Annotated in this window: 21 protein-coding genes; 8 read left to right on the top strand and 13 right to left on the bottom strand. The window is 71.5% G+C overall.

Features of this window, described 5'->3' with window-relative positions; translation table 11 throughout:
- Positions 1 to 7: 7 nt before the first annotated feature.
- Positions 8 to 1,036, bottom strand: coding sequence for an L-threonine 3-dehydrogenase (gene tdh / locus OG883_RS14630; protein ID WP_266540127.1), 1,029 nt, complete (start codon positions 1,034 to 1,036; stop codon positions 8 to 10).
- 507 nt (positions 1,037 to 1,543) lie between these two features.
- Between tdh and OG883_RS14625 the strand changes: the two genes are divergently transcribed.
- Positions 1,544 to 2,053: a hypothetical protein gene (locus tag OG883_RS14625; RefSeq protein ID WP_266540125.1), complete on the top strand. Its 510-nt coding sequence runs from the start codon at positions 1,544 to 1,546 to the stop codon at positions 2,051 to 2,053.
- 7 nt (positions 2,054 to 2,060) lie between these two features.
- Here OG883_RS14625 and OG883_RS14620 read toward each other — a convergent pair whose 3' ends face one another.
- The 3 genes from OG883_RS14620 to OG883_RS14610 all read right to left on the bottom strand — a co-directional run bounded on the left by OG883_RS14620 (position 2,061) and on the right by OG883_RS14610 (position 4,158).
- Positions 2,061 to 2,942 carry a DUF6397 family protein gene (locus OG883_RS14620; protein WP_266540123.1) on the bottom strand — a complete coding sequence of 294 codons (882 nt, stop codon included), beginning with the start codon at positions 2,940 to 2,942 and terminating at the stop codon, positions 2,061 to 2,063.
- A 119-nt stretch (positions 2,943 to 3,061) separates the two neighbouring features.
- Entirely contained in the window at positions 3,062 to 3,469 is a 408-nt protein-coding gene (locus tag OG883_RS14615) for a roadblock/LC7 domain-containing protein (RefSeq protein ID WP_266540121.1), read from the bottom strand.
- Positions 3,470 to 3,552: 83 nt separating this feature from the next.
- Complete coding sequence (locus OG883_RS14610) at positions 3,553 to 4,158, bottom strand: ATP/GTP-binding protein (RefSeq protein ID WP_266540119.1); 606 nt, start codon at positions 4,156 to 4,158, stop codon at positions 3,553 to 3,555.
- Between the two features lie 279 nt (positions 4,159 to 4,437).
- Between OG883_RS14610 and OG883_RS14605 the strand changes: the two genes are divergently transcribed.
- Positions 4,438 to 5,022 (top strand): GNAT family N-acetyltransferase, encoded by a 585-nt coding sequence (locus OG883_RS14605; protein WP_266540117.1) that lies wholly within the window; start codon positions 4,438 to 4,440, stop codon positions 5,020 to 5,022.
- Between the two features lie 42 nt (positions 5,023 to 5,064).
- On the opposite strand, the gene OG883_RS14600 is transcribed toward OG883_RS14605, so the two are convergent.
- The 5 genes from OG883_RS14600 to OG883_RS14580 are packed head-to-tail and all read right to left on the bottom strand — an operon-like array spanning position 5,065 to position 9,671.
- Positions 5,065 to 5,331 (bottom strand): hypothetical protein, encoded by a 267-nt coding sequence (locus OG883_RS14600; protein WP_266540115.1) that lies wholly within the window; start codon positions 5,329 to 5,331, stop codon positions 5,065 to 5,067.
- Between the two features lie 35 nt (positions 5,332 to 5,366).
- Positions 5,367 to 5,759 carry a DUF742 domain-containing protein gene (locus OG883_RS14595; RefSeq protein ID WP_266540113.1) on the bottom strand — a complete coding sequence of 131 codons (393 nt, stop codon included), beginning with the start codon at positions 5,757 to 5,759 and terminating at the stop codon, positions 5,367 to 5,369.
- A 5-nt stretch (positions 5,760 to 5,764) separates the two neighbouring features.
- Positions 5,765 to 6,190 (bottom strand): roadblock/LC7 domain-containing protein, encoded by a 426-nt coding sequence (locus OG883_RS14590; protein WP_266540111.1) that lies wholly within the window; start codon positions 6,188 to 6,190, stop codon positions 5,765 to 5,767.
- Entirely contained in the window at positions 6,187 to 8,790 is a 2,604-nt protein-coding gene (locus tag OG883_RS14585; RefSeq protein ID WP_266540109.1) for a nitrate- and nitrite sensing domain-containing protein, read from the bottom strand. The genes OG883_RS14590 and OG883_RS14585 overlap by 4 nt, the downstream gene beginning before the upstream one ends.
- Positions 8,791 to 8,837: 47 nt before the next feature.
- On the bottom strand, positions 8,838 to 9,671 hold the full coding sequence (locus tag OG883_RS14580; RefSeq protein WP_266540107.1) for an MHYT domain-containing protein: 834 nt from the start codon (positions 9,669 to 9,671) through the stop codon (positions 8,838 to 8,840).
- A gap of 151 nt (positions 9,672 to 9,822) precedes the next feature.
- Here OG883_RS14580 and OG883_RS14575 point away from each other — a divergent pair, with 151 nt between their 5' ends.
- Positions 9,823 to 10,422, top strand: a complete 600-nt coding sequence (locus OG883_RS14575; RefSeq protein WP_266540105.1) for a class I SAM-dependent methyltransferase — start codon at positions 9,823 to 9,825, stop codon at positions 10,420 to 10,422.
- Positions 10,423 to 10,494: 72 nt separating this feature from the next.
- Here OG883_RS14575 and OG883_RS14570 read toward each other — a convergent pair whose 3' ends face one another.
- The gene (locus tag OG883_RS14570; protein WP_266540099.1) at positions 10,495 to 11,256 is read right to left on the bottom strand and encodes an alpha/beta fold hydrolase; all 762 of its coding nucleotides are present in this window, start codon (positions 11,254 to 11,256) and stop codon (positions 10,495 to 10,497) included.
- Between the two features lie 136 nt (positions 11,257 to 11,392).
- Here OG883_RS14570 and OG883_RS14565 point away from each other — a divergent pair, with 136 nt between their 5' ends.
- The 3 genes from OG883_RS14565 to OG883_RS14555 all read left to right on the top strand — a co-directional run bounded on the left by OG883_RS14565 (position 11,393) and on the right by OG883_RS14555 (position 13,244).
- Positions 11,393 to 11,929 carry a PadR family transcriptional regulator gene (locus OG883_RS14565; protein WP_266540097.1) on the top strand — a complete coding sequence of 179 codons (537 nt, stop codon included), beginning with the start codon at positions 11,393 to 11,395 and terminating at the stop codon, positions 11,927 to 11,929.
- Positions 11,930 to 12,009: 80 nt separating this feature from the next.
- Complete coding sequence (locus OG883_RS14560) at positions 12,010 to 12,309, top strand: hypothetical protein (protein ID WP_266540095.1); 300 nt, start codon at positions 12,010 to 12,012, stop codon at positions 12,307 to 12,309.
- Between the two features lie 131 nt (positions 12,310 to 12,440).
- Positions 12,441 to 13,244, top strand: a complete 804-nt coding sequence (locus tag OG883_RS14555) for a hypothetical protein (protein WP_266540093.1) — start codon at positions 12,441 to 12,443, stop codon at positions 13,242 to 13,244.
- Between the two features lie 6 nt (positions 13,245 to 13,250).
- Here OG883_RS14555 and OG883_RS14550 read toward each other — a convergent pair whose 3' ends face one another.
- The 3 genes from OG883_RS14550 to OG883_RS14540 form a co-directional block, all read right to left on the bottom strand.
- Positions 13,251 to 16,646 carry a hypothetical protein gene (locus tag OG883_RS14550; protein WP_266540091.1) on the bottom strand — a complete coding sequence of 1,132 codons (3,396 nt, stop codon included), beginning with the start codon at positions 16,644 to 16,646 and terminating at the stop codon, positions 13,251 to 13,253.
- Between the two features lie 495 nt (positions 16,647 to 17,141).
- Positions 17,142 to 17,324 (bottom strand): hypothetical protein, encoded by a 183-nt coding sequence (locus tag OG883_RS14545; protein ID WP_266540089.1) that lies wholly within the window; start codon positions 17,322 to 17,324, stop codon positions 17,142 to 17,144.
- Positions 17,325 to 17,393: 69 nt separating this feature from the next.
- Entirely contained in the window at positions 17,394 to 18,488 is a 1,095-nt protein-coding gene (locus OG883_RS14540) for an acyl-CoA desaturase (RefSeq protein WP_266540087.1), read from the bottom strand.
- Between the two features lie 320 nt (positions 18,489 to 18,808).
- Between OG883_RS14540 and OG883_RS14535 the strand changes: the two genes are divergently transcribed.
- Together OG883_RS14535 and OG883_RS14530 are read left to right on the top strand one after the other, a co-directional pair.
- Positions 18,809 to 21,766 carry a DEAD/DEAH box helicase gene (locus tag OG883_RS14535; RefSeq protein WP_266540067.1) on the top strand — a complete coding sequence of 986 codons (2,958 nt, stop codon included), beginning with the start codon at positions 18,809 to 18,811 and terminating at the stop codon, positions 21,764 to 21,766.
- Complete coding sequence (locus OG883_RS14530) at positions 21,763 to 23,052, top strand: SWF or SNF family helicase (protein ID WP_266540065.1); 1,290 nt, start codon at positions 21,763 to 21,765, stop codon at positions 23,050 to 23,052. The genes OG883_RS14535 and OG883_RS14530 overlap by 4 nt, the downstream gene beginning before the upstream one ends.
- Positions 23,053 to 23,534: the final 482 nt, after the last annotated feature.

Below are 23,534 nucleotides of genomic sequence, written 5' to 3'. Positions count from 1 at the left end.
TGGAGGTTCAGACGGTCCAGTCGAGGATGATCTTGCCGCTGCGGGCGGTGGCGGCCTCGTCGAAGGCGGCGTCGAAGTCCTCATAGCCGTAGGAGCCGGTGATCACCGGGGTGAGGTCGAGCCCGCCCTCGAGCAGGACGGTCATCGCGTACCAGGTCTCGAACATCTCGCGGCCGTAGATGCCCTTGATGGTGATCATCGAGGTGACGATCTTCGACCAGTCGACGGCGAACTCCTGAGCGGGCAGTCCGAGCATGGCGATACGGCCGCCGTGCGTCATGTTGTCGACCATGTCGCGCATGGCCTCGGGACGGCCGGACATCTCCAGGCCGATGTCGAAGCCCTCCTTGAGCCCCAGCCGGCGCTGTGCCTCGGCGATGTCGCTCTGCGCGACGTTCAGGGCGAGGGTGGCGCCGGCCTTGCGGGCGATCGCCAGCCGGGACTCGCTCACATCGGTGATCACCACATTGCGCGCGCCGGCGTGCCGGGCGACGGCGGCGGCCATGATGCCGATCGGGCCGGCGCCGGTGATCAGGACGTCCTCGCCGACCAGCGGGAAGGAGAGGGCGGTGTGCACGGCGTTGCCGAACGGGTCGAAGATCGCGGCGATGTCCAGGTCCACCTTCGTACGGTGCACCCACACATTGGAGGCAGGCAGGGCGACGTACTCCGCGAAGGCTCCGTCGCGGCCGACGCCGAGGCCGATGGTGCTGCGGCACAGATGGCGGCGGCCGGCGAGACAGTTGCGGCACTTGCCGCACACCAGATGGCCCTCGCCGCTCACCACGTCGCCCACCGCGATGTCCTGGACGTCCGCACCGACGGCGGCGACCTCGCCGACGAACTCGTGACCGAGGACGCGCGGCGTGGTGACGGCCTGCTGGGCCCAGCCGTCCCAGGACCTGATGTGCAGGTCGGTGCCGCAGATGCCGGTGCGCAGCACCTTGATCAGCACATCACCGGGGCCGGTCTCCGGCTCCGGCACATCCATGAGCCACAGCCCGGGCTCGGCGTGCTGCTTGACAAGTGCCTTCATCGCGGCGGCTCCAGGCTGGTGGCAAGGGGCTGACCGGGCACAGCTGCGATGCCGGCGACGGCTGTGAAAGCCGTGAAGGGCTGTGAAGGCTGTGACAGCTCCGGTCAGTGGACCTGCACCAATCTGCCCAGCCGGGACCCCTGAGTCCATCGAGGATTTCTTAAGCGGGCCCACAGCGGAGCTTCATGCGTGCGGTCCTGGGTCAGTTTGGCCGGATGTTGCTGAAGCGCGTTGCAGTTGTCAAGCGTCCTGGATCTTGAGAGAAAACGTGTCGTCACACGGCCAACGCGGACCCCACCAGGCAAGGCTTCCTGGAGCTGCTCGCGCGGGACGGCATCCCGCTCCAAAGGACCGGGAGTTCTGTCACCGGAAGTTCTGTCACTGCATCTGTTACACCATCGGCCTCAGAATCCCCTTGTGATTGCAAACGCAAAGCTCTACGGTTTTCGAGACGTCGGCTCGCTGATCCGTAACTCTTCCCTTCAGATGCAGATATGGGGCACCTCCATGCCTGAGTCACAACGAAGCTCTCCGCGCAGCAGTGCAGGTGCGAATACGCTTCAGGTCACCTCCCGCGCGGACCACGAAGCCGTTCCCGATGGCTCACACTCCCCTTTCGCCGCGGCCGGTCACGACGCGGCCGGGTACCACGACGCTGCGCCCTCCGCCCGTCCGCGGGGTCCGTGGCCCACCCGCGCCCGGACCATCAAGCGGCATGGTTCACTGGTCCGTCTCGTCGGCGACTTCGGCGACGAGGACCTGGAACTCGTACGGACGGCGCTGCCCGCCCGTCAGGTGACCCGCGACGGCGATGTCATCACTGTCTGGCCCGCCGGCAGTTGGACGGCGGCGTCCCATGAGAACGGACTGGTCCTGCTGACGGGCCACTTCGACGCGCAGGACGTGACGGCCGTGCGGGACGCCCATCCGGACCAGTACGTCTCGCTCGACGGTCAGACCCTCACTCTCTGGCCGACCACCCTGGCGCCCGGTCAGATCGCTCCAGGGGCACACTGACAACCCGTCACAGCACGGGAGCCGCCCTTCTGAAGCGAAGGCGGGTCAGCAGACCGCGTGGAGTCCGGCGCACCGCAGTCACCGTTGCGGGCCGGGCGAGTGCGCGGCGGTCGGCCCTGGGAGCGGGGCGTGGCGCCGGGCGGAGTTCACGCGCCGCCTTGAGCGCCTCGGCCAGGCTCACCCGGTGCCAGAGGATCTCGTCCGGGTGGTCCGCCAGCAGCAGCCGCTCGACCACTTCGCGCGCGGCCTGCGACTCCGGGCGGCCCGGGACCAGTTCGGGCCTCAGGACCCGCAGATGCGAGCGTTCGTACGGATCGGCCGCCACCTCCGCCACCGCGACGGGATCGAGCACGGAGGCGATCGCTGCCGCGCGCTCCCACGGGTCCTCGGTCGTTCGCAGCAGCAGTCCGAGCCGTCGGCCCCGCCAGTTGCGCGCACGCCGGTCCTCGCCGGCGTCCAGGACGGCCCGCAGAGCGGGCGGTGTTCTGCCACGCAGCAGGTCGGGGTGGTCAGTGGCGAACTCGCTGAGTTCCTCAGCCAGGTAGAGCCAGACGACCGCCCGGTAGCGGTTCAGATAGAACCGGATCGGTGTGAAGTGGCCCGTGCGGGCGAGCCGGGTGAAACGCGCCGGACTGATGGAGATGAGCCGCGCGCCTTCCACCGTCCCGACGGTCCGCACCCGCTCCCGCAGCGCGTCCGGGAACGCCCTCACGCTGCGCAGACGGTCGACCTCCTCCTGCGCGACCCGCGGTGGTCCGCCGCTCGCCCCCGGCGTCGTACGGACATGCCCCAACTGGACCGCGAGATCGAACTCTCCGCGTTTGAGGTCCAGTGCCTGTGCGGCCCGGCCGAACGCCAGGCTGCGCGCCGCCGCTTCCTTCACCGTCATGACGGTCTCCCCCGTGAGGTGTGAATACTCTCGGTGACGACCGTAGCCCGCCGCAGTCACATCTCGCCCGGCCTGTGGATAACCCGCACGACGCCGTCCTGAGCCGGCATCCGTCCGGGTCAGAAGCCCGAGTTGCCGCCCGGCTGCCTGGCCGCGACACCCAGGTGCTCGCCGACCCGGTTGACCATCAGCGTCATCTCGTAGGCGACCTGACCGACATCGGCCTCGGCCGCACTCAGTACGCACAGGCAGCTTCCGTCACCCGCCGCCGTGACAAAGAGCAGCGCTTCGTCGAACTCGACCATGGTCTGGCGTGCCTTGCCCGCACGGAAATGGCGTCCCGAGCCCCGGGCGAGGGAGTGCAGGCCGGAGGAGACCGCGGCCAGGTGTTCGGCGTCCTCCCGTGCCAGACCGGTGCTCGCTCCCGTCACCAGGCCGTCGTTGGAGAGCACCAGCGCGTGACGTATGTGCTCGATCCTCTTGGTCAGGTCGTCCAGCAGCCAGTCAAGTCCCTTGTCCAACGGCATTGGTCGGTCCTCCCCGCTCGTACGTTCCCCGTCACCCCGTTGCCGTAAGCCTTTCGTACGAGGGACGACAGGGCAAGGTGCGGCTAGCCGACCGAGTCGAGCAGTCGGGCGGTGTACATGCGCCCCGCGTACTCGACGAGCCGTACGAGCACCTCCTTTCCCGAATCGCGGTCACGCGCGTCACACAGCACAACCGGTGTCCCACGGTCGAGATCAAGGGCTCGGGAGACCTCGTGGGCGCCGTAGGTGCGGGTTTCGGCAAAGCAGTTGACCGCGACGACGAAGGGGATCCGGCGGTGCTCGAAGTAGTCGACGGCGGGGAAGCAGTCGCCGAGACGCCGGGTGTCGGCGAGGACGACGGCCCCCAGCGCGCCTTGGGACAGTTCGTCCCACAGGAACCAGAAGCGGTCCTGTCCGGGCGTGCCGAAGAGGTAGAGGGACAGGCCGGAGCGGATGGTGATACGTCCGAAGTCCATGGCGACAGTCGTCGTGGTCTTCCGGTCCACGCCCCCGGTGTCGTCGACCGTGGCGCCCGCCTGGCTGAGCGGTTCCTCGGTGCGCAGGGGACGTATCTCACTCACCGCGCCGACCAGGGTGGTCTTGCCGACGCCGAAGCCGCCGGCGACCAGAATCTTCAGCGCGAGGGCGGTGTTCTCCCCACCGGTGCTGTCGGAGCTCTCGGAGGTCATGAATCACTTCTCTCAAGAGTGAGCCTCACGATGCGCGACCTGTTCGGGAAACCCACAGGTCAGAACAGTCTTCGAGGCTCGAGGGTCAGCAAAGTACGCAGCCAGCATGGCAATTCGGGCCGTGGTCCGAGGGTATGGATCGCTATTAGATCGTTGTGACTGTTCCTCGCCCACTCGATGCCCATTTCCATGCCCATTTCGATGCGCAATCCGATACCCATGCGAGCGACGAGCGAATATTCGCTGGCGGGCGAAGCCCGCGGTAATCAGGATCGGGGCATGTCCATCTTTCTGGAGACCGACCGTCTCGCGCTTCGTCGTTTCAGCGAGAGCGAGGGGGACGTGGACCGGCTGCTCGGCCTCGACAACGATCCCGACGTCATGCGCTTCATCAACGGAGGCCGGCCGACCACGCGGGACGCCATCCGCACCGAGGTTCTGCCACGCTTTCTCCATGACTGTCCGTGCATCGGCGACCGTGTGTTCTGGGCGGCCGAAGAGCGGGGGACAGGGCAGTTTCTGGGCTGGTTCGTACTGCGGCCGCTGGAGGACCACAGCTGTGCCGTGGTGGAGCTCGGCTACCGGCTGAGGAGGGCGGCGTGGGGCCGCGGTCTGGCAACGGAAGGATCTCTCGCCCTGATCCGCAAGGGATTCACGGAGCTGGGCGTACAGCGCGTGACCGCGAACACGATGACGGTCAATTCGCGTTCGCGGCGCGTGATGGAAAAGGCCGGCCTGCGTTACGTACGAACTTTCTTCGAGGAGTGGCCAGATGTCATCGAAGGCTCCGGACTCGGCGATGTCGAGTACGCCCTCACCAAGGCCGACTGGGAGCTGCGGGAAGCCCGGCAACGGACGCCCTGAGCACACGCCCGCCCGGTCACCGGCGCACCGCGAGGTTCGTGCTCACCCGGTGGGCGACGGCCTGAGCAGCTGCGCCAGGACCACCACCACGAACCCGGAGACGATGATGAGCACCCCGTCGTGCTTCGTGAGGCCGACTGCCAGCAGCAGTGCGCCCGCTCCCCACATCCGCGGGCGGGTGACGCTGCGCCGGAGCCACGGGATCAACATGCGCCCTGTGGTGAGCGCCGTCATGCCCGTCACCGCGAGCGTGGCGATCAGCAGAAGAGCGAGTACCGCGAACATCGAGATCAACCCCTGGCTTGTCACGCCTCCCCTGACGCGCACCACCACAGCTTCTCACGCTAGAGAGCTCTCAGGCCGTCGATCACCTCCCTGAGGATCTTCTCGTCGGGCAGCTGAGCGGGCGGCACGGGCCGGCTCACTCTCACGTAGCCCGCCTCGAGCAGGTCGCCGAGGAGCACGCGGACGACGCCGACGGGCAGGTCTGCGTCGGCGGCGAGTTCGGCGACGGACTGGGTTTCTGAGCGACACAGGGTGAGCAGGGCCCGGTGTTCGGGGCCGAAGAGGGAATCCTCGGCGGAGCCGGGTGCCTCGGCATCGACGACGACGAGCGCGATGAGGTCGAATCGGACGTTGCTGGGGCCGGGCTTGGTCCGCCCGCCCGTCATCGCGTACGGGCGGACCAGCGGGCCGGCTTCGGCGTCGTACCACTGACTGCCGGGCATGTCAGTCATAGCGGTCACGTCGTGATGAAGCGTGCCGGGGTGCGCAGATGCTCGCCGACACGTTTGACGAGGCGGGCCATCTCGTAGGCAACCAGGCCGATGTCGGCGGTGACGGCAGTAAGTACGGCGAGGCAGGAGCCGTCGCCTGCCGCTGCCACGAACAGGAAGCCGTCGTCCATCTCGACCATCGTCCGGCGTACGCCCCCGGCGTGGAAGTGACGTCCCGCGCCCTTGGCGAGGCTGTGGAATCCGGAGGCGACGGCGGCCAGATGCTCGGCGTCCTCGCGGGTCAGTGCGGTGGAGGCGCCGACCGGCAGGCCGTCGCCCGACAGCACGACAGCGTGCCGGACTTCGCCGACCCGCAGTACGAGATCGTCCAGCAGCCAGTCGAGGTCGCCGCCGAAGGGGTGGCGGGCTGCGGCTGACTCGTGCTCGATCATGCTTCGTCTCCTTCTCTGCCTGCGGCAGCTGTGCCGGGTGCGGCGCCGCCGCCTCTGGTCCAGCCGTTGCGGTACGCCGTCATCCGGTCCCGTACCTGCTCGGGGGTACGTTCGGGGGTTTCCTCCGGGCCGGCGGCGAGGTCTTCCGGCTCTTCGGCCCGGGACTCTTCGCGCAGCTGCGGGACGAAGTGCGCCTGCCGGACGCGGCGCGGGAGTTCACCGTCCTGGGTCTGCGGTGGAGCGCCGCGCAGGCGCAGCGCGGTGACGCGCGGCGGAGAGGGGGTCTCGCTCTGTGCCGCGAGCACCCGGCGGGGTGCCCCGGCCGGGGCGGGTGTGCCCTGGGTACGCGGGACGGGTACGCCCTGGGTACGCGGGACGGGTACGCCCTGGGTACGCGGGACGGGTACGCCCTGGGTACGCGGGGCTGGTGCGCCCTGCGTACGCGGGGCTGGTTCGGGCCGCGCGGCCTGCGGTTTCTCCTCGTCCGGGCGGGGGGCGCCGCGGGAGCCCGCCCCCGCGGAGAGTGCGCCTTGCAGCACCGCGGTCGGCAGCAGGACCACCGCGGTCGTGCCACCGTAGGGCGAGGTGCGCAGCTGGACCCTGATCTCGTGGCGCGCGGCGAGCCGGCTGGAGACGAAGAGTCCCAGACGGTCGCTGTCGAAGAGGTCCAGGGCTTCCGACTCCTCGAGCCGCCGGTTGGCTTCGACGAGGGCGTCCTTGCCCATGCCGAGGCCGCGGTCCTCGATCTCCAGCACATATCCGTTGCCCACCGGTTCGCCACTGACGCGCACTTTGGTGTGCGGCGGAGAGAACTGGGCGGCGTTCTCGATGAGTTCGGCCAGCAGATGGGTGATGTCGGCGACTGCGGCGCCGACGATGGCGGTCTCGGGGAGCTGCCGTACCTCCACGCGCGCGTAGTCCTCGATTTCGGAGACGGCGGCCCGTACGACGTTGGTCAGCGGGACGGGCACGCGCCAGCCCCGCCCGGGCGCGGCGCCCGACAGGATGATCAGGCTCTCCGCGTGGCGGCGCATTCGGGTGGTGAGATGGTCGAGGCGGAAGAGGTCGCCGAGCTCGTTGGGGTCGTCGGCGCGACGCTCCATCGTGTCCAGCAGGGTGAGCTGGCGGTGGACCAGGATCTGGCTGCGGCGCGCGAGGTTGACGAAGACGCCGGAGATGCCGTCGGCGAGTTCGGCCCGCTCGACGGCGGCGCGGAGTGCGGCGCGGTGAACGGTTCCGAGCGCCTCGCCGACTTGGCCGATCTCGTCCTCGGCGGGGGGTCCGGGCGGTGCTTCGGCCTGGATGTCGATGGTCTCGCCGGTACGCAGTCTGCGCATCGCGTGCGGCAGCTTGTGCCGGGCGATCCCGAGTGCGCTGTTGCGCAGGCTGATCAGTTCGACGACGAGCGCACGGCCGATGCGTACGGAAATGACCAAGGAGGCGGCGACGGCGACGAGTCCGAGGAGTACGGCCGCTCCGGCCCCGGTGCGGAGGGAGCCCGCGAGGGGGTCGGCACGGTCCGCGGCGCTCCGGCGGGCGTCCGTCTCAATGCCGTGCAGATCGTCGCGGACGGTGGCATGCGCCTTGTCCCAGGCTTCGGCCGGGACCGCCTCCGCCGCCCTGCGTCCTGCGGGCGCGGCAAGCACCCTGTCCTCGGCCGTCTGCAACTGGCGGTAGACGCTCTGAGCGGCGAGTTCGCGCCACGCTGCCGCCTCGGGCCCCCGCAGGTCCGTGACGGCCGATTCGGCAAGGCTCCTGCGTGTCGAGACGGCTCCGGTGAACAGCCTCTGCCGGACCGCGTCGAGGGACTTGGTGAGCTGCGCCGAAGTGAGGAGGGCGTCCTCCCGCGCGAGCATCTCGCCGGCCCGGGCGAACTCCAGGAGGACCCGGGCGTCGGAGCCGGGTGCTGCCGCCTGCATCCGGGTGAGGGCTCCCAGGACGTCGAACGCGCCGGTGACGGCGGCGGAGTACTGCTCGTAGGTGTCGTCCCAGGCAGCCTTGCGGCCGACGACGGCGGCGCGGAGGGTGCGCAATTCCTCGGTCCGGGTGACGAAGTCCTCGAGCCGCCCTGCCACACCGCGCGGGATGTCGCCGCCCGCGGCGACCGTGTGCTCATCGTCCAGACGCAGCCGCTTCACGGTCTCGTCGGTACTGCGGACCTCCTGCTGGAACGCGGCCGCGCGCTCGTCCGAGGGGGCTGCCACCTGACGTACCGCTGCGCGCCGTTCGGCCTGCAGGGCCGCCACGGCGGCCGCCACAGGTTCCCGGACCTGTGAGTCGACCCGCTCCAGCGAGCGCAGTCGCGCCACGTCCTGGGCAGTGGTGACGGTGGCGAAGCCCCAGAGGGCGAGCAGCGAGACGACGGGCACCATCAGCAGACAAATGATCTTCGCGCGTACGGTCCTGGGCCCCAGCAGCCCTCGCCCGCGTACGACGGCCGGGGGCTGCGGTTGCGGCGCTTCGGCTCGCGGCTCCTGGCCGGTGTGTTCGACTGCGGGGGGCCCGGCGTGCGCGCGTCGTCCGCGGGCTGCCGCCGGGGCGGGTGGCAGTGGCTGCGGGGACGCGGTGTCGGCGCCCGGGGTCCTGCGGGGTATGCGCATGGCCTCCTCGTTCCGGATACGGGGCTGGGGTGCGGCGGCCTCGCCGGTCAGGCGTTGGTGGCGGGGGTAGCGGGGGTGTGGGCAGCCGTGGCGGTGCTCGGGGGTGCGGTCACGGGGACGGTGTCGGCCGTTCGCTCGGCCGAGGTGTAAGCGTCGCGTTCGTGCGCCGTGGGAGAGAGCGCGACGAACGCGGAGGTGACGAAGAGGTACGACCCGAGGCCGACGGCGAGGGGGAAGATGAACTGCATCGCCGTGGCCCCGGGCAGCTCTCCCCCGCCCGGGACGACCTGGACACTGACCGCGAGCATTCCGGTGTAGTGCATGCTGCTGACCGCCGCCCCCATGACGAGCGAGGCGACGGCGACCGCGACCGGCGATTTGATGTTGAGCGCCGCCCACAGGGCCGCGGTCGCGGCGACCACCGCGATGACGACGGAGAGCGCGACGAGCAGCGGGTCGTACCGGACCGAACCGTGCAGGCGCAGGGCAGCCATGCCCAGGTAGTGCATGCTGGCCACGCCGAGCCCGGTGCTGAGCCCGCCGATCAGCAGTGCCCTCATCCGGTCGCGGCCGTGGCCGACGCAGAAGACTCCGGCGCCGACGACCAGCATCGCGACGAGCAGGCTGAGGACGGTCAGCGGCACGTTGTAGTGGATATCGGTGCCGCGCACGGCGAAGCCCAGCATCGCGACGAAGTGCATCGTCCAGATGCCGGTGCCGATCGCGGATGCCGCGGTGATCAGCCAGTTGCGGCGGGAACGCCCGCTCGCGCCGAGTGCACGTACGGTGCAGCGCAGCCCGAGGGCGGCGCCGATGACGGCCATCGCGTACGACAGTACGGGTGTCAGCAAGCCGAAGGCGGTGTGGTCCAGGTGTCCCATGGCTCAGGGACGCTAGCCCCGCCGGGGGCGCGCCCTGGGGGCGCATTTCGAAAGCTGATGGAATATGACAGAGAGATGTTTCTGAACGATCGTGCCGCGGTCGAACGTGTGCACCGTACGGTCGCCCGAGTCGCCGAGGGATCATGTCCTCATGGCTGACGACCACACGCATGTACAGGAATTCTTCGCCGCCCGGGCGGCGGACTGGGACACCCGATTTCCCGACGACGGCCCGGCCTACGCCGCAGCCGTCGCCGAACTGGGGCTGCGTCCCGGGGACGCCGTGCTCGACGCAGGCTGCGGCACCGGCCGCGCCCTGCCGCCGCTGCGGTCCGCCGTGGGGCCCGGGGGAACGGTGCTCGGGGCCGACCTGACACCCGCAATGCTGGACGCCGCACGGCGCGCCGGGCGCGGCGAGCACGGCGTGCTGCTGCTCGCCGATGTGGCGCGACTGCCGCTGCGCGCCGAGACGTTGGACGCGGTGTTCGCCGCCGGGCTGATCGCCCATCTGCCGCAGCCGGGCGCGAATCTGCGGGAGTTGGCGCGGGTGGTGCGGCCCGGCGGCCGGCTGGCGCTCTTCCACCCCATCGGCAGAGCGGCCCTCGCCGCCCGCCAGGGACGGCAGATCACCGATGACGATCTGCGCGCCGAGCCCAGCCTGGGCCCCCTGCTGGCCGGTTCGGGGTGGCGGATGACCTCGTACGTGGACGAGGACGACCGCTTCCTCGCCCTGGCCGTCCGTCAGGACTGACGCGCAGGACCCACAAGTCCCGGCAGGACCCCGCAGACAACACCCTCGGGCCGCCCCCCGCGGGACTGCCCCTCAGAGCTGAGCCGCCGCGACCGCCCGTCCGAACGCTGCCGGGTTGTCGAACATGATGTTGTGCCCGGCGTCCGGAATGGTCACTACCCGTACGCCGGCGGACACCAGCTCCTCGTGGCCCTCGAGTTCACCGCTCCGCGCGCCCTGCAGATAGGTACGGTCGACCGGCAGTTCCATCAGCATCCGGCGCATCGTGGGGTGCGTACCACGGATCAGCCCCCTCGCACTGCGGTGCAGACCGAGCGGGTCGGCCAGGCGCATGGTCGCCGACCAGATCGGCCCCACCCGCTCGAGCACACGCGCGAAGCCGCCGCCGTGGACGAACTCCTCCTCGCTGTACCCGGCGATCCCGCTGCTGCCCGCCGTCACCGGCGGGTCCGGGTCGAGGTTGGCCTCCGTGACGGTCAGCCGTGCCACCAGATCAGGTCGGCGGTATGCCAGCACGATGGCGACGGCCCCTCCCATGCTGTGCCCCACGAGCTCGCCGCCGCGCACTCCGGCCTCGTCGAGTGCGGCAGCGAGCGCGGCCGCGTGGTCCTCCAGCGAGTAGCCGAAGCCGGAGGGCCGGTCGCTGAGACCGTGTCCGGGCAGATCGACGAAGAGCGAGCGGCGGCCGGTCAGTTCCGGCCGCGCCGCTATGTGCGCGTGGTACGCCGCCGAGGCCGCGCCGAGTCCGTGTACGTACACCGTCGCAGGTCCCTCGCCCGCCGCTTCCGTCCAGCGAATGAAACTGCCCTGCGGGTCGAATCGGGCCTGTCGCACTGTCGCTCTCCCCATGTTCATCAACTCACACGTGCCTGCCGCCCCCTGTTGCCCCGCGGCATTCGACGAGCATACCTCGACACCGATGTATCTCACTCATGATGTATAACGCCCGTATGTGCGGCAGAATGCGGGCATGCTCGAGCTCGCCATCCTCGGTTTTCTGTACGGCACCCCACTGCACGGCTATGAACTGCGCAAACGCATCACCGCGCTGACCGGACATGTGCGACCGGTCGCCGAGAGCACGCTCTATCCCGCGATCAAGCGGCTCGAGAAGGCCGGTCTCCTGGCACGCGAGACCCAGCCGGGCTCCGTCGCCGCGCCCCGCCATGTCCTCACCCTCACCGACGACGGACGCCGTGAGCTGCTGCGTCGGCTCGCGGAGCCCGAGCAGGGGGAAATCACCGACGAGAACAGGTGGTTCACCCTGCTCGCGTTCCTGCGGCATCTGGAGGACGGCGCGGCGCAAACGGCCGTACTGCGGCGGCGTCTGACGTTCCTGGAGCAGCCCGCCAGCTTCTTCTACGACGGTGAACGTCCGCTGAGCGCCGAGGAGTTGGGCGATCCGTTCCGGAAGGGCATCCTCACCGTCGCCCGTGCCACCAGCGAGGCCGAGCTCGCGTGGCTGCACGCCACGATCGACTCCCTCGCGCCGGGAGACCGGCACTGACGGGCCGTTCCAACTCCGCCCAGGAATGGAAGACTTGAAAGATTGGCGGTATCCGCCGCCCCTGGGGGAAGGTGGTCCCTGTGATCAAGAAAATCCGCAAGTTCCTCGCGTTCCGTCCCGATGAGACCGCGGCCGTACGGCGGCCCTCGCGACCCGCCGCCCGGCAGCACAATATCTTCGAGGCCGCCGCGGTCTATGTGTCCGCGTGTGCGGAGGACGATCAGGAGCAGATCGACCAGGCCGCGACCTGGGTGTCCCCCGAGGCGCTGTCGTTCGGGATCAGTGAGCTCGCCTGCCGCGCGGTCATAGCCCTCGCCCGCGAGCGGGACGAGTCTCCCCAGACGGTGGCGCGTGCTCTCCTCGGCCTGCCCGCCGCCTGACGCTCGGCGTGGTGCCGGAACCGCGGCGCGGAACAGGCCGGACCACTTTCGTTCCGCGGACCCTCGACGAGGGGGTTACTCACTGGTTAAGGTGCGCCGACGAACGAACGGACGGGTAGGAGGAGGGTGCCGTGGCAGGGACGGGCGAAGCCGTCGACGACGACGCGCTGTATGTGCTCACCGCGGTGCTGATGACGCCGGCGCAGTTCCCGAGCGTGCTCGGTGACGACTTCCCCGCCGCGTGCGCGGCGCTCGGCCTGGAGCCGTACGCCGAGGGGTACGGGCTGGTGATCGGCCAGGACTCCGACGGAGCCCGGTGGACGGTCGTGATCGACGATGTCTCACTCGTCGCGGTCGCGATCGCTTCCTGGGACTGCGGCATGGAGTACGACCTGTCGCCCGGTGAACGCACGGTGGTCGCCGCGCTCCCCGGCTGGCCGGTGGCCGTCGCGGTCGCGGCGCCCGGCGTGCCCGCGCCCCACGATCCGCCGCCCGAGGAGGGTGACCGGCCGCCGCTCGCGCCGCCCGACACCGACGCCTGGGGACCCGCCCAGCGCCGGCTGGGTGCGGACGAGATCGCGCTCCAGTGGGCGGAGTGGCGGCACCAGATCGACGACGACGAGGCGTTCGCCACGCCGGACACACCCGCCGACGAGCGGCAGGAGCTGCACCAGGGGGTCCGGCGGGCGCTGAAGGAGGCCGGCGCCTATGCGGAGTCGCCCCCGCCGCCCGGGCGGGTCCGCTCCAGCTTCGCGCCGGGCGGGGCGCGGATGCTGCGCGCCGACGGTCCCGGCTGGTCCCTCGTCGCCAGGACCGACGACATCGCTTTCGTCCTGCTCGACGAGGAACCGCGCGAGGTGCTGCCGGTGGGCCGCGCGTTCGCACTGCCCAAGCTCCTCGAGGCCCTCGACACGATAGCCGTGCGCCCGGCCTGACCTGCTTCAACAGCCGTCCTGCACCCGGCCCGCCCCCGGCACCGGGCCGGCCAGCAGCGCGGCGAGTGCCGTGTCGTGGTCCGGATGGGTGCGCAGCGCCTCGATTTCGCCGAGCCAAGGGCTCTCCCACGAGGTGGCACCGCCGATCCGGCGCACCAGATGGAGGGCACACCGGCCCGCGGCCGGTGTGCCGCGTGCGCGCAGACGGCGGACCACCGCCAGCATCGTCCGGCCGTGCTCGCCGGGCGCGAGGTCCGCGAGTGTGCGGTCGTCGTCCAGGCGCAGCCGATCCGGTCCGCCCTCGATCAGGCACAGCAGTCGTTCCCAGCGGGCGGGTGCCGGATCTCCGCACCGCAGGGCGGCTATCGCTGCTTCCCATCGGAGCCGGGCGGCGCGGGCGAACAGCCCTGCCTCCTCCAGGATGCCGACCACGGGATCGGCGAGCGGCATGGGGCCCGACGCGACGGAGTAGGTGGTGAGCCCGGCGGCACAGACGTCGAGCCGGCGCACGGCCCAGGCGCTGATGTCCGGTTTCTCGTCGTGCCTCCGCCGCAGCAGCGCGCGCAGGAGCTCGAGGAGCGGGCCCCTCGCCCTCGGGTCGCCGCCGTGGCATCCCAGATACGCGACGGCCGGCTCCCATACCCGCGGTGTGTGCAGGGGTTTGAGGGCCGCCGCGGCGAGCGCGGCGTACCCGGCCTCCGGGTCGGCGGCCGACCAGGCGTGCAGGGCGTAGGACACGGCGACCGCGGTCTCCCCGTCGTACGCGGACTCCTCGTCGCCCTCCCCGCAGGCGTCCAGCAGACGGGCGAGGAACCGGGTGTAAGCGGGCGCCGCTTTGCTCGGGACGGCGTCGGTCCTGGTGGTGATCACCACGTCCCTGACGGCCGGTTCCCGGACGTGGTCCCACAGGCGCTGCGCAATGCCGTCGGCGTCGATCGCGCGCAGCAGGGACCTGGCCAGCACTGCCCGTACGTCCCGGTGCTGTTCCGGCAGGTCCCAGGCCGCAACCAGCGCGGCGAAGGCGTCGTCGCCGGGGAGCATGCCCAGCCCGCGGGCCGCCTCCTTGCGGGTGCCGACGGGGGCGGCCGGGTCGTGCAGGAGGGATGTCAGCAGGGCAATCGCCTCGCGGTCCGGCAGGGTGTCGAGCCCTCGGCGGACGGAAGCCATGGCCGCCCTGCCGCGTGCGCCACCCGTGCCCGCGTGCCGCAGCAGCACCGCCGTCACGTGCCCGCGCATGGCGTCCTCCATGGCGTCGATCCCACCCAGTGCGCCGAGCGCCGCGGCCGAGACCGGCTGGGGCGCCTGTTCGGCGAGGGCAAGGAGCTGCCCCGGGTCACGCAGTGCGGCCGCGGCATCGGTCCGGGTCCGTACCGGCGCCCATTCGTCGGCGGCGACCGCGGCCGACTGCTCGTACCAGGCACGGCGTTGGAACGGCAGCCAGCGACCCGTCACGGCAGGGCGCACCCGGGGCGCCCAGGGTGCGGACCGCGGCCTGACGCGTCCGCGCAGTCCGTTGTCGCGGGCAGCGGCGAGGACGTCGTCGAGCAGATCGGTGCGCCGTTCCGCGAGGGTGCGCAGGACGGTGGGGACGACCGCGAACGACGGGTCGAGCCGCAGCAGTTCGGCGCAGCGGCTTTCGCGCGGCCCGGCCGGGGCGGTCCAGGCCGAGGCGGCCCGGGCTGCCAGTTCCGGATCGTCGTGGTCCTCCAGCGTGCGCCGTACGAGGGAGTCGAGTTCGGGGAGTTCGGCGAGATGAGGGGCAAGGAGTTCGGCCAGTGGCACGAAGTGTCCGGCGTGCGGCCGCAGTTGGTCCGCCGCGGCGGACCAGATGACCCGGGCGGCTTCGGCGTCCAGACGGAGTGCGCTGTTCGGGCCGGTGCGCCTGGGGTCGGTGAGTACGTCACACAGCAGTCGGGCGGCGTACGCGGCCCGGTCGCCGTTGCCGCGCGCCGCCGCGTGCTCGGTGGTGCGGCGCAGCCATCGTTCCAGGGCGGCGAGCGTGTCCGCCGTGCTGTCGCGCGACTGGACTGCGGTGAGCGAGGCGTCGCGCAGCACCCGTTCCTCCACGGCGGCGAGCAGCCGGAGCGGGGCACCGGCCACTTGTTCCAGGGCGAAGCGCCGCACATCGTTCTGGTCGTGCCAGGCTCGCTCGCAGGAGGCGACGATCCTGGCGAACTCCTGTGGATCGCCGTGCAGTTCGGCGCAGGCGAGCAGAGCGGGCCAGGCGAACATGCGGTGGTGCGCACGGTGCTGTTCGGTCTGTACCCGCAGGAGGGGTTCCGCCCGGTCGAGCGGCAGGACGGCCAGGTAGCGGCTGAGCCTCAGTGGGCTGCGTCCGCTGCGCTCCAGCGCAGCGGTGATCAGCTCGATCCGGTCCTCGCCGGCGAGGGCGGCGAGGGCGGGCTGGATGATGCGCAGGCTGGTCCGGTCGGCGATGCGCGCCTCGGCTGTACGGCGGCGTTCGCCGGGCGGCAGCAGTACGAGCAGGGGGTCGGGGGCGGTTTCCTGGCGTCCCGGGTGGTGGAAGCGTGTGCGGTCGGTGTGGCAGCGGGTGACCAGGGCGGTGAGGTCGTCCGGCGGCAGGGCGCGGACGGCGCGCAGTACGGAGCGGGGAAGCGAGCCGGACCTGAGCCGGAGAAGCTCTCGCGGAGTGCCGTCCGGACCGGCCGGGCACCTGCGCAGGATGTCGAGTACGTCGGCGGGGCGGCGCAGCAGTGCGACTGCGGCGCGGGGAGTGATCAGGCCGGGGGTGCGTGCCAGCAGGAGCAGCCCGGCGGCCGGGTCGCGTTCGGCGACGACGGCGGCGAGAAGCCTGTGGGCACGCAGATACTTCCGGCGCTCTGCCGCGCTCCGGCTCTCGTGCCCGGTGGCGAGGTGTTCCGCGACGGCCAGGGGGGCGGTGCGGGCGAGCGTGGCGAGGGTTCCGGGCGGGGGCTCGCAGGTGGGGAGCCACTGCCCGACAGTCGCCGGGGAGCAGGCGATGAGCAGCCGCGCCGCCTCCTGCGCACCGTGGCGTGCATGCACGTGCGGGACCAGGGTGTCGGCGAGAGCGGTGCGGCGGCTGAGCCGGAGCACGCGGTACGCCGCGTGACGTACCGAGCTGGCGTCGTTCAACGCCAGCTCGGTCAGGGCCTGTTCGGAGACGGGCAGCCGTATCGCGGCGGAGAGCGCACGGCGGCGCAGCAGCGGATCGCCGAGCGCCGCGGCGACGGTGTCGAGGTCCCGGCGGGCGACGGCGAGGAAGAGAGCGGTGTGACGCTGGTCGGTGTCACCGGCGTCGAGTGCGCCCTTGAGGGCGGCATAGGCGTTCGGGGCGAGCGTCCTTGCGTACCGCGCGAGGGCAGCGGAGCGGGCGGGGAAGGGCAGTGCGTCGAAGTGGGCCGCCAGCCACGCCGGAGTCAACGGCTCGGGGTGGGTCCGGGGCGGGGTTCGGGGTGTGCGGGGTGCGGCCATCAGCGATCACCGAAGGATCGCGAGGCCCCCTTTCCAGTCATCATGCGCGTCACACTCGCAGCGGACCGATCATGAAGGCAAGTGATTTACGGAAGGCTGGTGGAGCTGACGCGCGACTCCTGAGGAGAGCTGATCCTGCGCAGCGCCCGCGGACCGTGCGATCGGCAGATCCGCGGGCGGCCATGGGGCCGATTCTCTCGCGCCGCGCTGAAGGTCTGCTCCAGACGCGCTCGAGCGGCCGGTGCGGTTCGTGCGGCCCGTCCGGCCGGTGCGGCCCGTCCGGCAGTTCTATGGCGATCGTGCCGCCGGGCCGTACCACTCCGCCCGCCCTGACGCTGCTCACGATCCCGGGCTTGTGCACGCCCCGTCGCGCGCAGCTCCTCTCCGTGCCGGTGATCGTCCTCGACTCTGCCGGCACGGTGAAGGGCCCTGAGCCGGAGCCCGTCAGCGGCCTATCTCCTTGCGGTTGATGCGACGCAGCCTGCGGCGCTGGCTGGGGTCCAGCATCAGATAGGCCACCGTCGGCACCCCGATCACCACCAACAGCGACAGCCAGAATCCGATCAACGGCCACAGGAGCAGGCCTACGGCCACTCCCCCGATCACGATCTTCGTACGTGTGGTCATCCCCGACGCCTCCTTCGCGGCCGCGGCCGCTCCTGCTGTGAGAACGCGCGTGCACGCTCCACGGTTCCACTATGCGGCGGTGCGCAGCGGTTCGCCGACCTCGTGCATGTGGGTCAGTGCCTGGCGGTACGAATCCATGAGGCCCGTTTCCGTGTACGCGACGCCGAGGGAGCGGCAGTGGGCGCGCACCAGTGGTTGGGCGAGCCGCAGGTGGGGGCGCGGCATGCTCGGGAAGAGATGGTGCTCGATCTGGTAGTTGAGCCCGCCGAGGAACCAGTCCGTGACGAGTCCGCCCCGGATGTTGCGGGAGGTGAGGACCTGTCGGCGCAGATGGCCCCAGCGCTCTTCGCTCTCCTCGTCGGGCATCTCCATCCCCTTGTGGTTCGGCGCGAAGGCCATGCCCAGGTGGAGACCGAGGAGCATCTGGTGAATGAGCGCGAAGACCAGGGCGTGGGCCGGCGGCATCGTGGTCAGCAGCAGGGTCGCGTACGCCGCGACATGGGCGAGCAGCAGCAGCCCTTCGACGGCGCGTGAGCGGGTTGTCTGGCGGGCGCCGGCCTCCTTGGAGAACACGGCCTGGAATCCGTAGACCTTCAGCGCGATGCCTTCGAGGGTGGTCAGCGGGAAGAACAGCCAGGCCTGGTGCCGGGTGAGCCAGCCCCGCAGTCCCGCACGGCCCACCGCCTGCTTCTGTGTGAAGACCAGGATGTCGGCCGCGACGTCCGGGTCCTTCTCGATGTGGTTGGGGTTGGCGTGGTGCCGGTTGTGCTTGTCGTTCCACCATTCCTGGCTCATGCCGAGGAGCAGATTGGCATGGACGAGCTGGATGATCCGGCTCTTGCGGCGGTCGCCGGTGATCTGGGCATGCCCGGCGTCATGGCCGACGAAGGCGGTACGGGCGGACAGGACGGCCAGCAGCGGCGCCAGCAGCAGCACCCACCAGGAGCCGCCGGTCAGAGCCATGCCCGTGATCACTGCGGCCAGCGCGAACAGGTTGACGGTGATCCCTCGGGCGTACCAGCCGCAGCGACGCTGCAGGAGTCCCTGCTCCTTGACGGTCCGCAGCAGCGGGGCGAAATCGCTCCCTGCGGCCGGGCGTACTCCTGGGGCGGGCGCTGGGGCAGGTGGTGCGGGGGCCGCGAGGGTGGCGGTGGCCTGGGGCATGGCGGTCTCCGGTCTGTGGGGCCGTGCGCTTGCGTTGAGCCGTGCGCCGGCCGTACTCACTGCGCTGACCTGAGAAAACGTACGTATCAGTGCCCCTTCGCGGCCATGACGCCACCCCCCGGACACAGCGGGGGCCAGCCAGGGGCGCAGGGTGGTGCTGACTACACCCCCGCAAGCACCCCAACCGGGCACCCCACCCAGGCACCCCTCAGGCCGAAGTGACCCACGTCACGGACACGAAGCGCGCGGCGGGGGTGCGGTGTGGAGTACCCTCGGCGACTCCGATCCAGTAGTCAAGTTTGAGGAATGCATCCATCGCTGTGCACAGGCTCCCCGCGGCAACACCCTCCCCGGTTACCGAACCGGCCCCTACCGAAGCAGCTCTCCCGGAACCCGGCCCCACGGAACGCGCACTCGCCGAGGCAGCCCTCGCCGACCTCACCCGCTGCTCCGCGGTCTTCGTGCCCGGAGACCCGGCCCGCACCGGCCGTATCGCGTTCTGGCGCCCCGACGGTGACCGGCCCCCGGTGGCGCCCGGCTCCGTCGAGCCGCTCACCGTGGTCACGGACGACGGCCGCCCCCATGCCGTACGAGCGCTGCTGATGCCCGTACGGGACGCCCTGCCGGTCCTCACCCGGGCCCGGGCCGGCGCCGACGCCTCCCCCGCGGCCGCCTTCTGGGGCGCGGCGGCGATCCTCGCTCTCCAACTCGCCGCACGAGGGCTGCTGTTGCCGGGTCTCACCGCCACCGATCACGACGCCTGGCGGGTCGGCCCGCTGACCACCGACGACCTGGAGCGGGTACGTACGCTCGCGGCGTCCATGCCGGCCGCCGCGCACGCCGTGCCGCTGGACGACCAGGCAGATCCCGTCCTGCTGCCCGCACCGGAGGGGCTGCTGCGGACGTTCCTCGACGCGGTCGCCGACGGGCTGCCGCGCACCCCGGCGGCGCAACTCGCCGCGGGCGGCCCCGCCTTCGCGGCGCGCGAGCCGCAGCGGCTGCCCGACCAGCGCGGCTGGGCCGCGGACGTCGCCGCCGGCCATGACGCGGGCGTACGGCTCTCGCTGCGTATCGAGCTGCCGGGTCTCGGGCAGGCCGACGCTGCGGGCGCGGAGCCGGCCTTCCGCGCCGTGCTCCAGATACACAGCGTCAGCGATCCGACGCTCGTCGCCGACGCCGCCGAGGTCTGGGCGGGAGGCGGGCGGACGGGTACCACGTTCGGGCCGCGCTCCCGGATGGACGCCCTGCTCGCGCTGCGACGGGCAGCCCGCGTCTGGGCGCCGCTCACCCCGCTGCTCCATGCCGCCGTGCCGGACGCGATCGAGCTCGCCGACGAAGAGGTCACCGAGCTGCTGGGCGAGGCGGCGCGGACACTGGCGGCGACCGGCGTCCAGGTGCACTGGCCCAAGGAGATGGCGCGCACACTCACCGCGCGCGCGGTGATCGGCCCGCCGGAGGAGGACGCCGCGGGCGAGGGCCCGCAGAAGGACGGTTCCGGGCTGCCGTCCTTCCTGTCCGCGGACGCCCTGCTCGCCTTCAACTGGTGGTTCGCACTGGGAGATCAGCAGCTCACTCGGGACGAGCTGGACCTGCTCGCCGAAGCGAATCGTCCTGTCGTGCGACTGCGCGACCAATGGGTGCTCATCGACCCGGAGGAGGCCCGGCGAGCCCGCGAGAGCCAGGACCGCAAGCTCACTCCGGTCGATGCGCTCGGCGCCGTACTGACCGGCTCGGCCGAGGTCGACGGCCGCCGTGTCGAGGTGCAGGCGTCGGGGTGGCTGGCGCAGCTGCGCGACCGGCTCGCCGATCCCGAGGGCGGGCAGCTGGAGATCGGTCAGCCCACGGCGCTCACCGCCACGCTGCGCGACTACCAGCTGCGCGGCCTGAACTGGCTGCACCGGATGACCTCGCTCGGCCTCGGCGGCTGTCTCGCCGACGACATGGGCCTCGGCAAGACCATCACGCTCATCTCGCTGCATCTGCACCGGCAGACCGACGAGTCGGCCGCCGGCCCCACCCTCGTCGTCTGTCCGACGTCCCTGATGGGCAACTGGCAGCGCGAGATCGAGAGGTTCGCGCCCGGCACCGCCGTCCGCCGCTTCCATGGCTCCTCGCGCGGTCTCGACTCCCTGGCGGACGGAGAGTTCGTGCTCACGACGTACGGCACGATGCGGCTGGACGCCGAGAGGCTCGGCCAGGTGGCGTGGGGCATGGTCGTCGCCGACGAGGCGCAGCACGTCAAGAACCCGTATTCCGCGACCGCCAAGCAGCTGCGCACCATCGGGGCGAAGGCGCGTGTCGCACTGAGCGGCACACCCGTGGAGAACAATCTCTCGGAGCTGTGGGCGATCCTCGACTGGACCACGCCGGGACTGCTCGGCCGTCTCGGCACGTTCCGTACGCGCTACGCGCAGGCGGTGGAGAGTGGCAACGACCCGGCCGCGGCCCAGCGACTGGCCGCGCTGGTACGGCCGTTCCTGCTGCGCCGACGCAAGTCCGACCCGGGCATCGCGCCCGAGCTGCCGCCCAAGACCGAGACCGACCGGGCCGTGTCACTGACCCGGGAGCAGACAGGCCTGTACGAAGCGGTGGTGCGGGAGACCCTCGCCGCGATCGCGGAGGCCGGCGGCATGGAGCGGCGCGGCCTGGTGGTGAAGCTGCTGACCGCGCTCAAGCAGATCTGCAACCACCCGGCGCAGTACTTGAAGGAGCACAGCCTCAAGGAGGAACGGCCCCGGATCGCCGGCCGCTCCGGCAAACTGGAGCTGTTGGACGAACTGCTCGACACCATCCTCGCCGAGGACGCGAGCGTGCTGGTCTTCACTCAGTACGTGCAGATGGCACGGCTGCTCGAGACGCACCTGGCGGCCCGGGGAGTACCCACCCAGTTCCTGCACGGCGGCACGCCGATCGCCGAGCGCGAGGCGATGGTGAACCGCTTCCAGGACGGCGAAGTGCCCGTCTTCCTGCTGTCGTTGAAGGCGGCGGGCACGGGACTGAACCTCACCCGCGCCGAGCATGTCGTGCACTACGACCGCTGGTGGAACCCCGCGGTCGAGGCGCAGGCCACCGACCGCGCCTACCGCATCGGTCAGACCCAGCCGGTGCAGGTGCACCGGCTGATCGCGGAGGGGACCATCGAGGACCGGATCGCCGACATGCTCGCGCGCAAACGGGAGTTGGCGGACTCCGTGCTCGGCTCCGGCGAGGCCGCGCTGACCGAACTGACCGACGCCGAACTGGCGGATCTGGTGGAACTGCGAGGGAGCGGGCGATGAGCGGCAGGGACGAGATCGAGCGGACGTTCGCCGCGCTGCCGCCGACGCGGGGCCGGGGGTTCGCGCAGACATGGTGGGGCCTGGCCTGGCTCAAGGCGCTGGAGGACACAGCGCTGGACGGCGAGCAGCTGAAGAAGGGCCGCAGGCACGCGCGCGAGGGTGCGGTGGGAGCCGTGTCCGTACGTCCCGGACGGATCACCGCCGTCGTACGGGACCGGGACGGCACCGCGCAGCGCAGCGATGTGCTGTTGCAGGAGCTGAGTGCGCAGGAGTGGGACCGCTTCCTGGACATGGCGGTCGACCGGGCGGGCCATATCGCGGCGCTGCTCGACCGCGAGATGCCGCCGCATCTGGTGGAGGACGCGGCGGCGGCCGGGGTCGAACTGCTGCCGGGGATCGGCGATCTGGAGCCCGCGTGCAGCTGCGAGGCATGGGACCACTGCCCACACACGGCGGCCCTGTGTTACCAGGTGGCGCGGCTGCTCGACCAGGATCCGTTCGTGCTGCTGCTGATGCGGGGGCGCGGGGAGCGCCGGCTGCTGGACGAGTTGCAGATACGGAGTGTGGCGCGGGCGGGCGCCGCGGCGCCGGGACAGGAGACCGGGCGGACACGCGTGGGGGTGCGGGCCGACGAAGCGTTCTCGGCGCGGGACGTCCTGCCGCCGCTGCCCGCTCCCCCGCCGGTGCCCGACGTGCCCGGCCGGGCACCCGCCCTGGACACGGAGACCCCTCCCGCTCCGGGGCTCGACCCCGCGGCGCTGGAGTTCCTGGCCGCGGACGCGGCCGCGCGGGCGCACCGAATGCTCACGGAAGCGCTTTCCCCCGGGCATCGGCAACAGCCACTGAACGTGGAGCTGACGCAGAGTCAGGACGCTGTGCGGCTGGCGGCCGCGGCACCGGGCCCGATGGTCGCGGGACGTCTCGCCGCGGGCACGCTGCGCCGGAGCACCGAGCTGGACCTGGCCGTACGCGCCTGGCGGTACGGCGGAACGGCCGCGCTCGCGGTGCTCGAGGAGGAGTGGACGCCCGAGTCCGAGGTCCTCGCCCGGGCGAGGACACAGCTCGCCGAGGCCTGGGAGGACACCGACCGGCCGCGGCTGCGGGCGGGCGGCTCGGGCCGCTGGACGGTGGTGGGCGCCGAGGTGCAGCTGCGCGTGGGGCGTGACGGCCGCTGGTGGCCGTACCGCAAGGAGCGCGGGCGATGGGCGCCGGCCGGGCCGGCGGACCACGATCCGGCGGCCGCGCTGGCGGGAGTGCAGGCAGAGGTACTCGGCGAGGCCGGCTGAACGGTTCGCGCGAGTGTGATGGCGGCGCGTCAGGAGGAGTTCACCCGGGAGATTTTCGGTAGGCGGGGGAACGCTCGGCCTGGCCACCGAGGACTGCCTCCGCCGCGCGATCGGTACGCCGAAGGGCTGCCCGGCCGCGATCGGTACGCCGAGAACCGCCTCGCGGGCCGGGCGCAACCCCGGGTGGTGGTGCCCTGGCCGCGGATCGAGACAGCGGCCGGGTCACTCCGACCGGCTGGGGCGCCTCTCGGAGGTGCCTTCCGTGTGGCCGTCGGCGTCGAGTCTCTCCGCCGGCCCCGGTGCGGTGGCGGGTCCGTGACCACGGCCTCCCGCGGCTGGGCGCGTACGGGCCGAGCACCGGGCGGGCGCGCGCGCCCCACCGGCCCCATGTCTGCGACACCAACCACACCCCTGTCGCCGAGATCCGCAAGGAGTGGCTGCCGGCAAGGGATCCTCAGGGCGGTTCCACCGCCATCTGCGGG

This window comes from Streptomyces sp. NBC_01142, from assembly GCF_026341125.1.
In the GTDB taxonomy this organism is placed as follows: Bacteria; Actinomycetota; Actinomycetes; order Streptomycetales; family Streptomycetaceae; genus Streptomyces.
The sequence above is the reverse complement of the archived record's forward strand: the minus strand, read 5'-3'. Positions and strand labels throughout refer to the sequence as shown.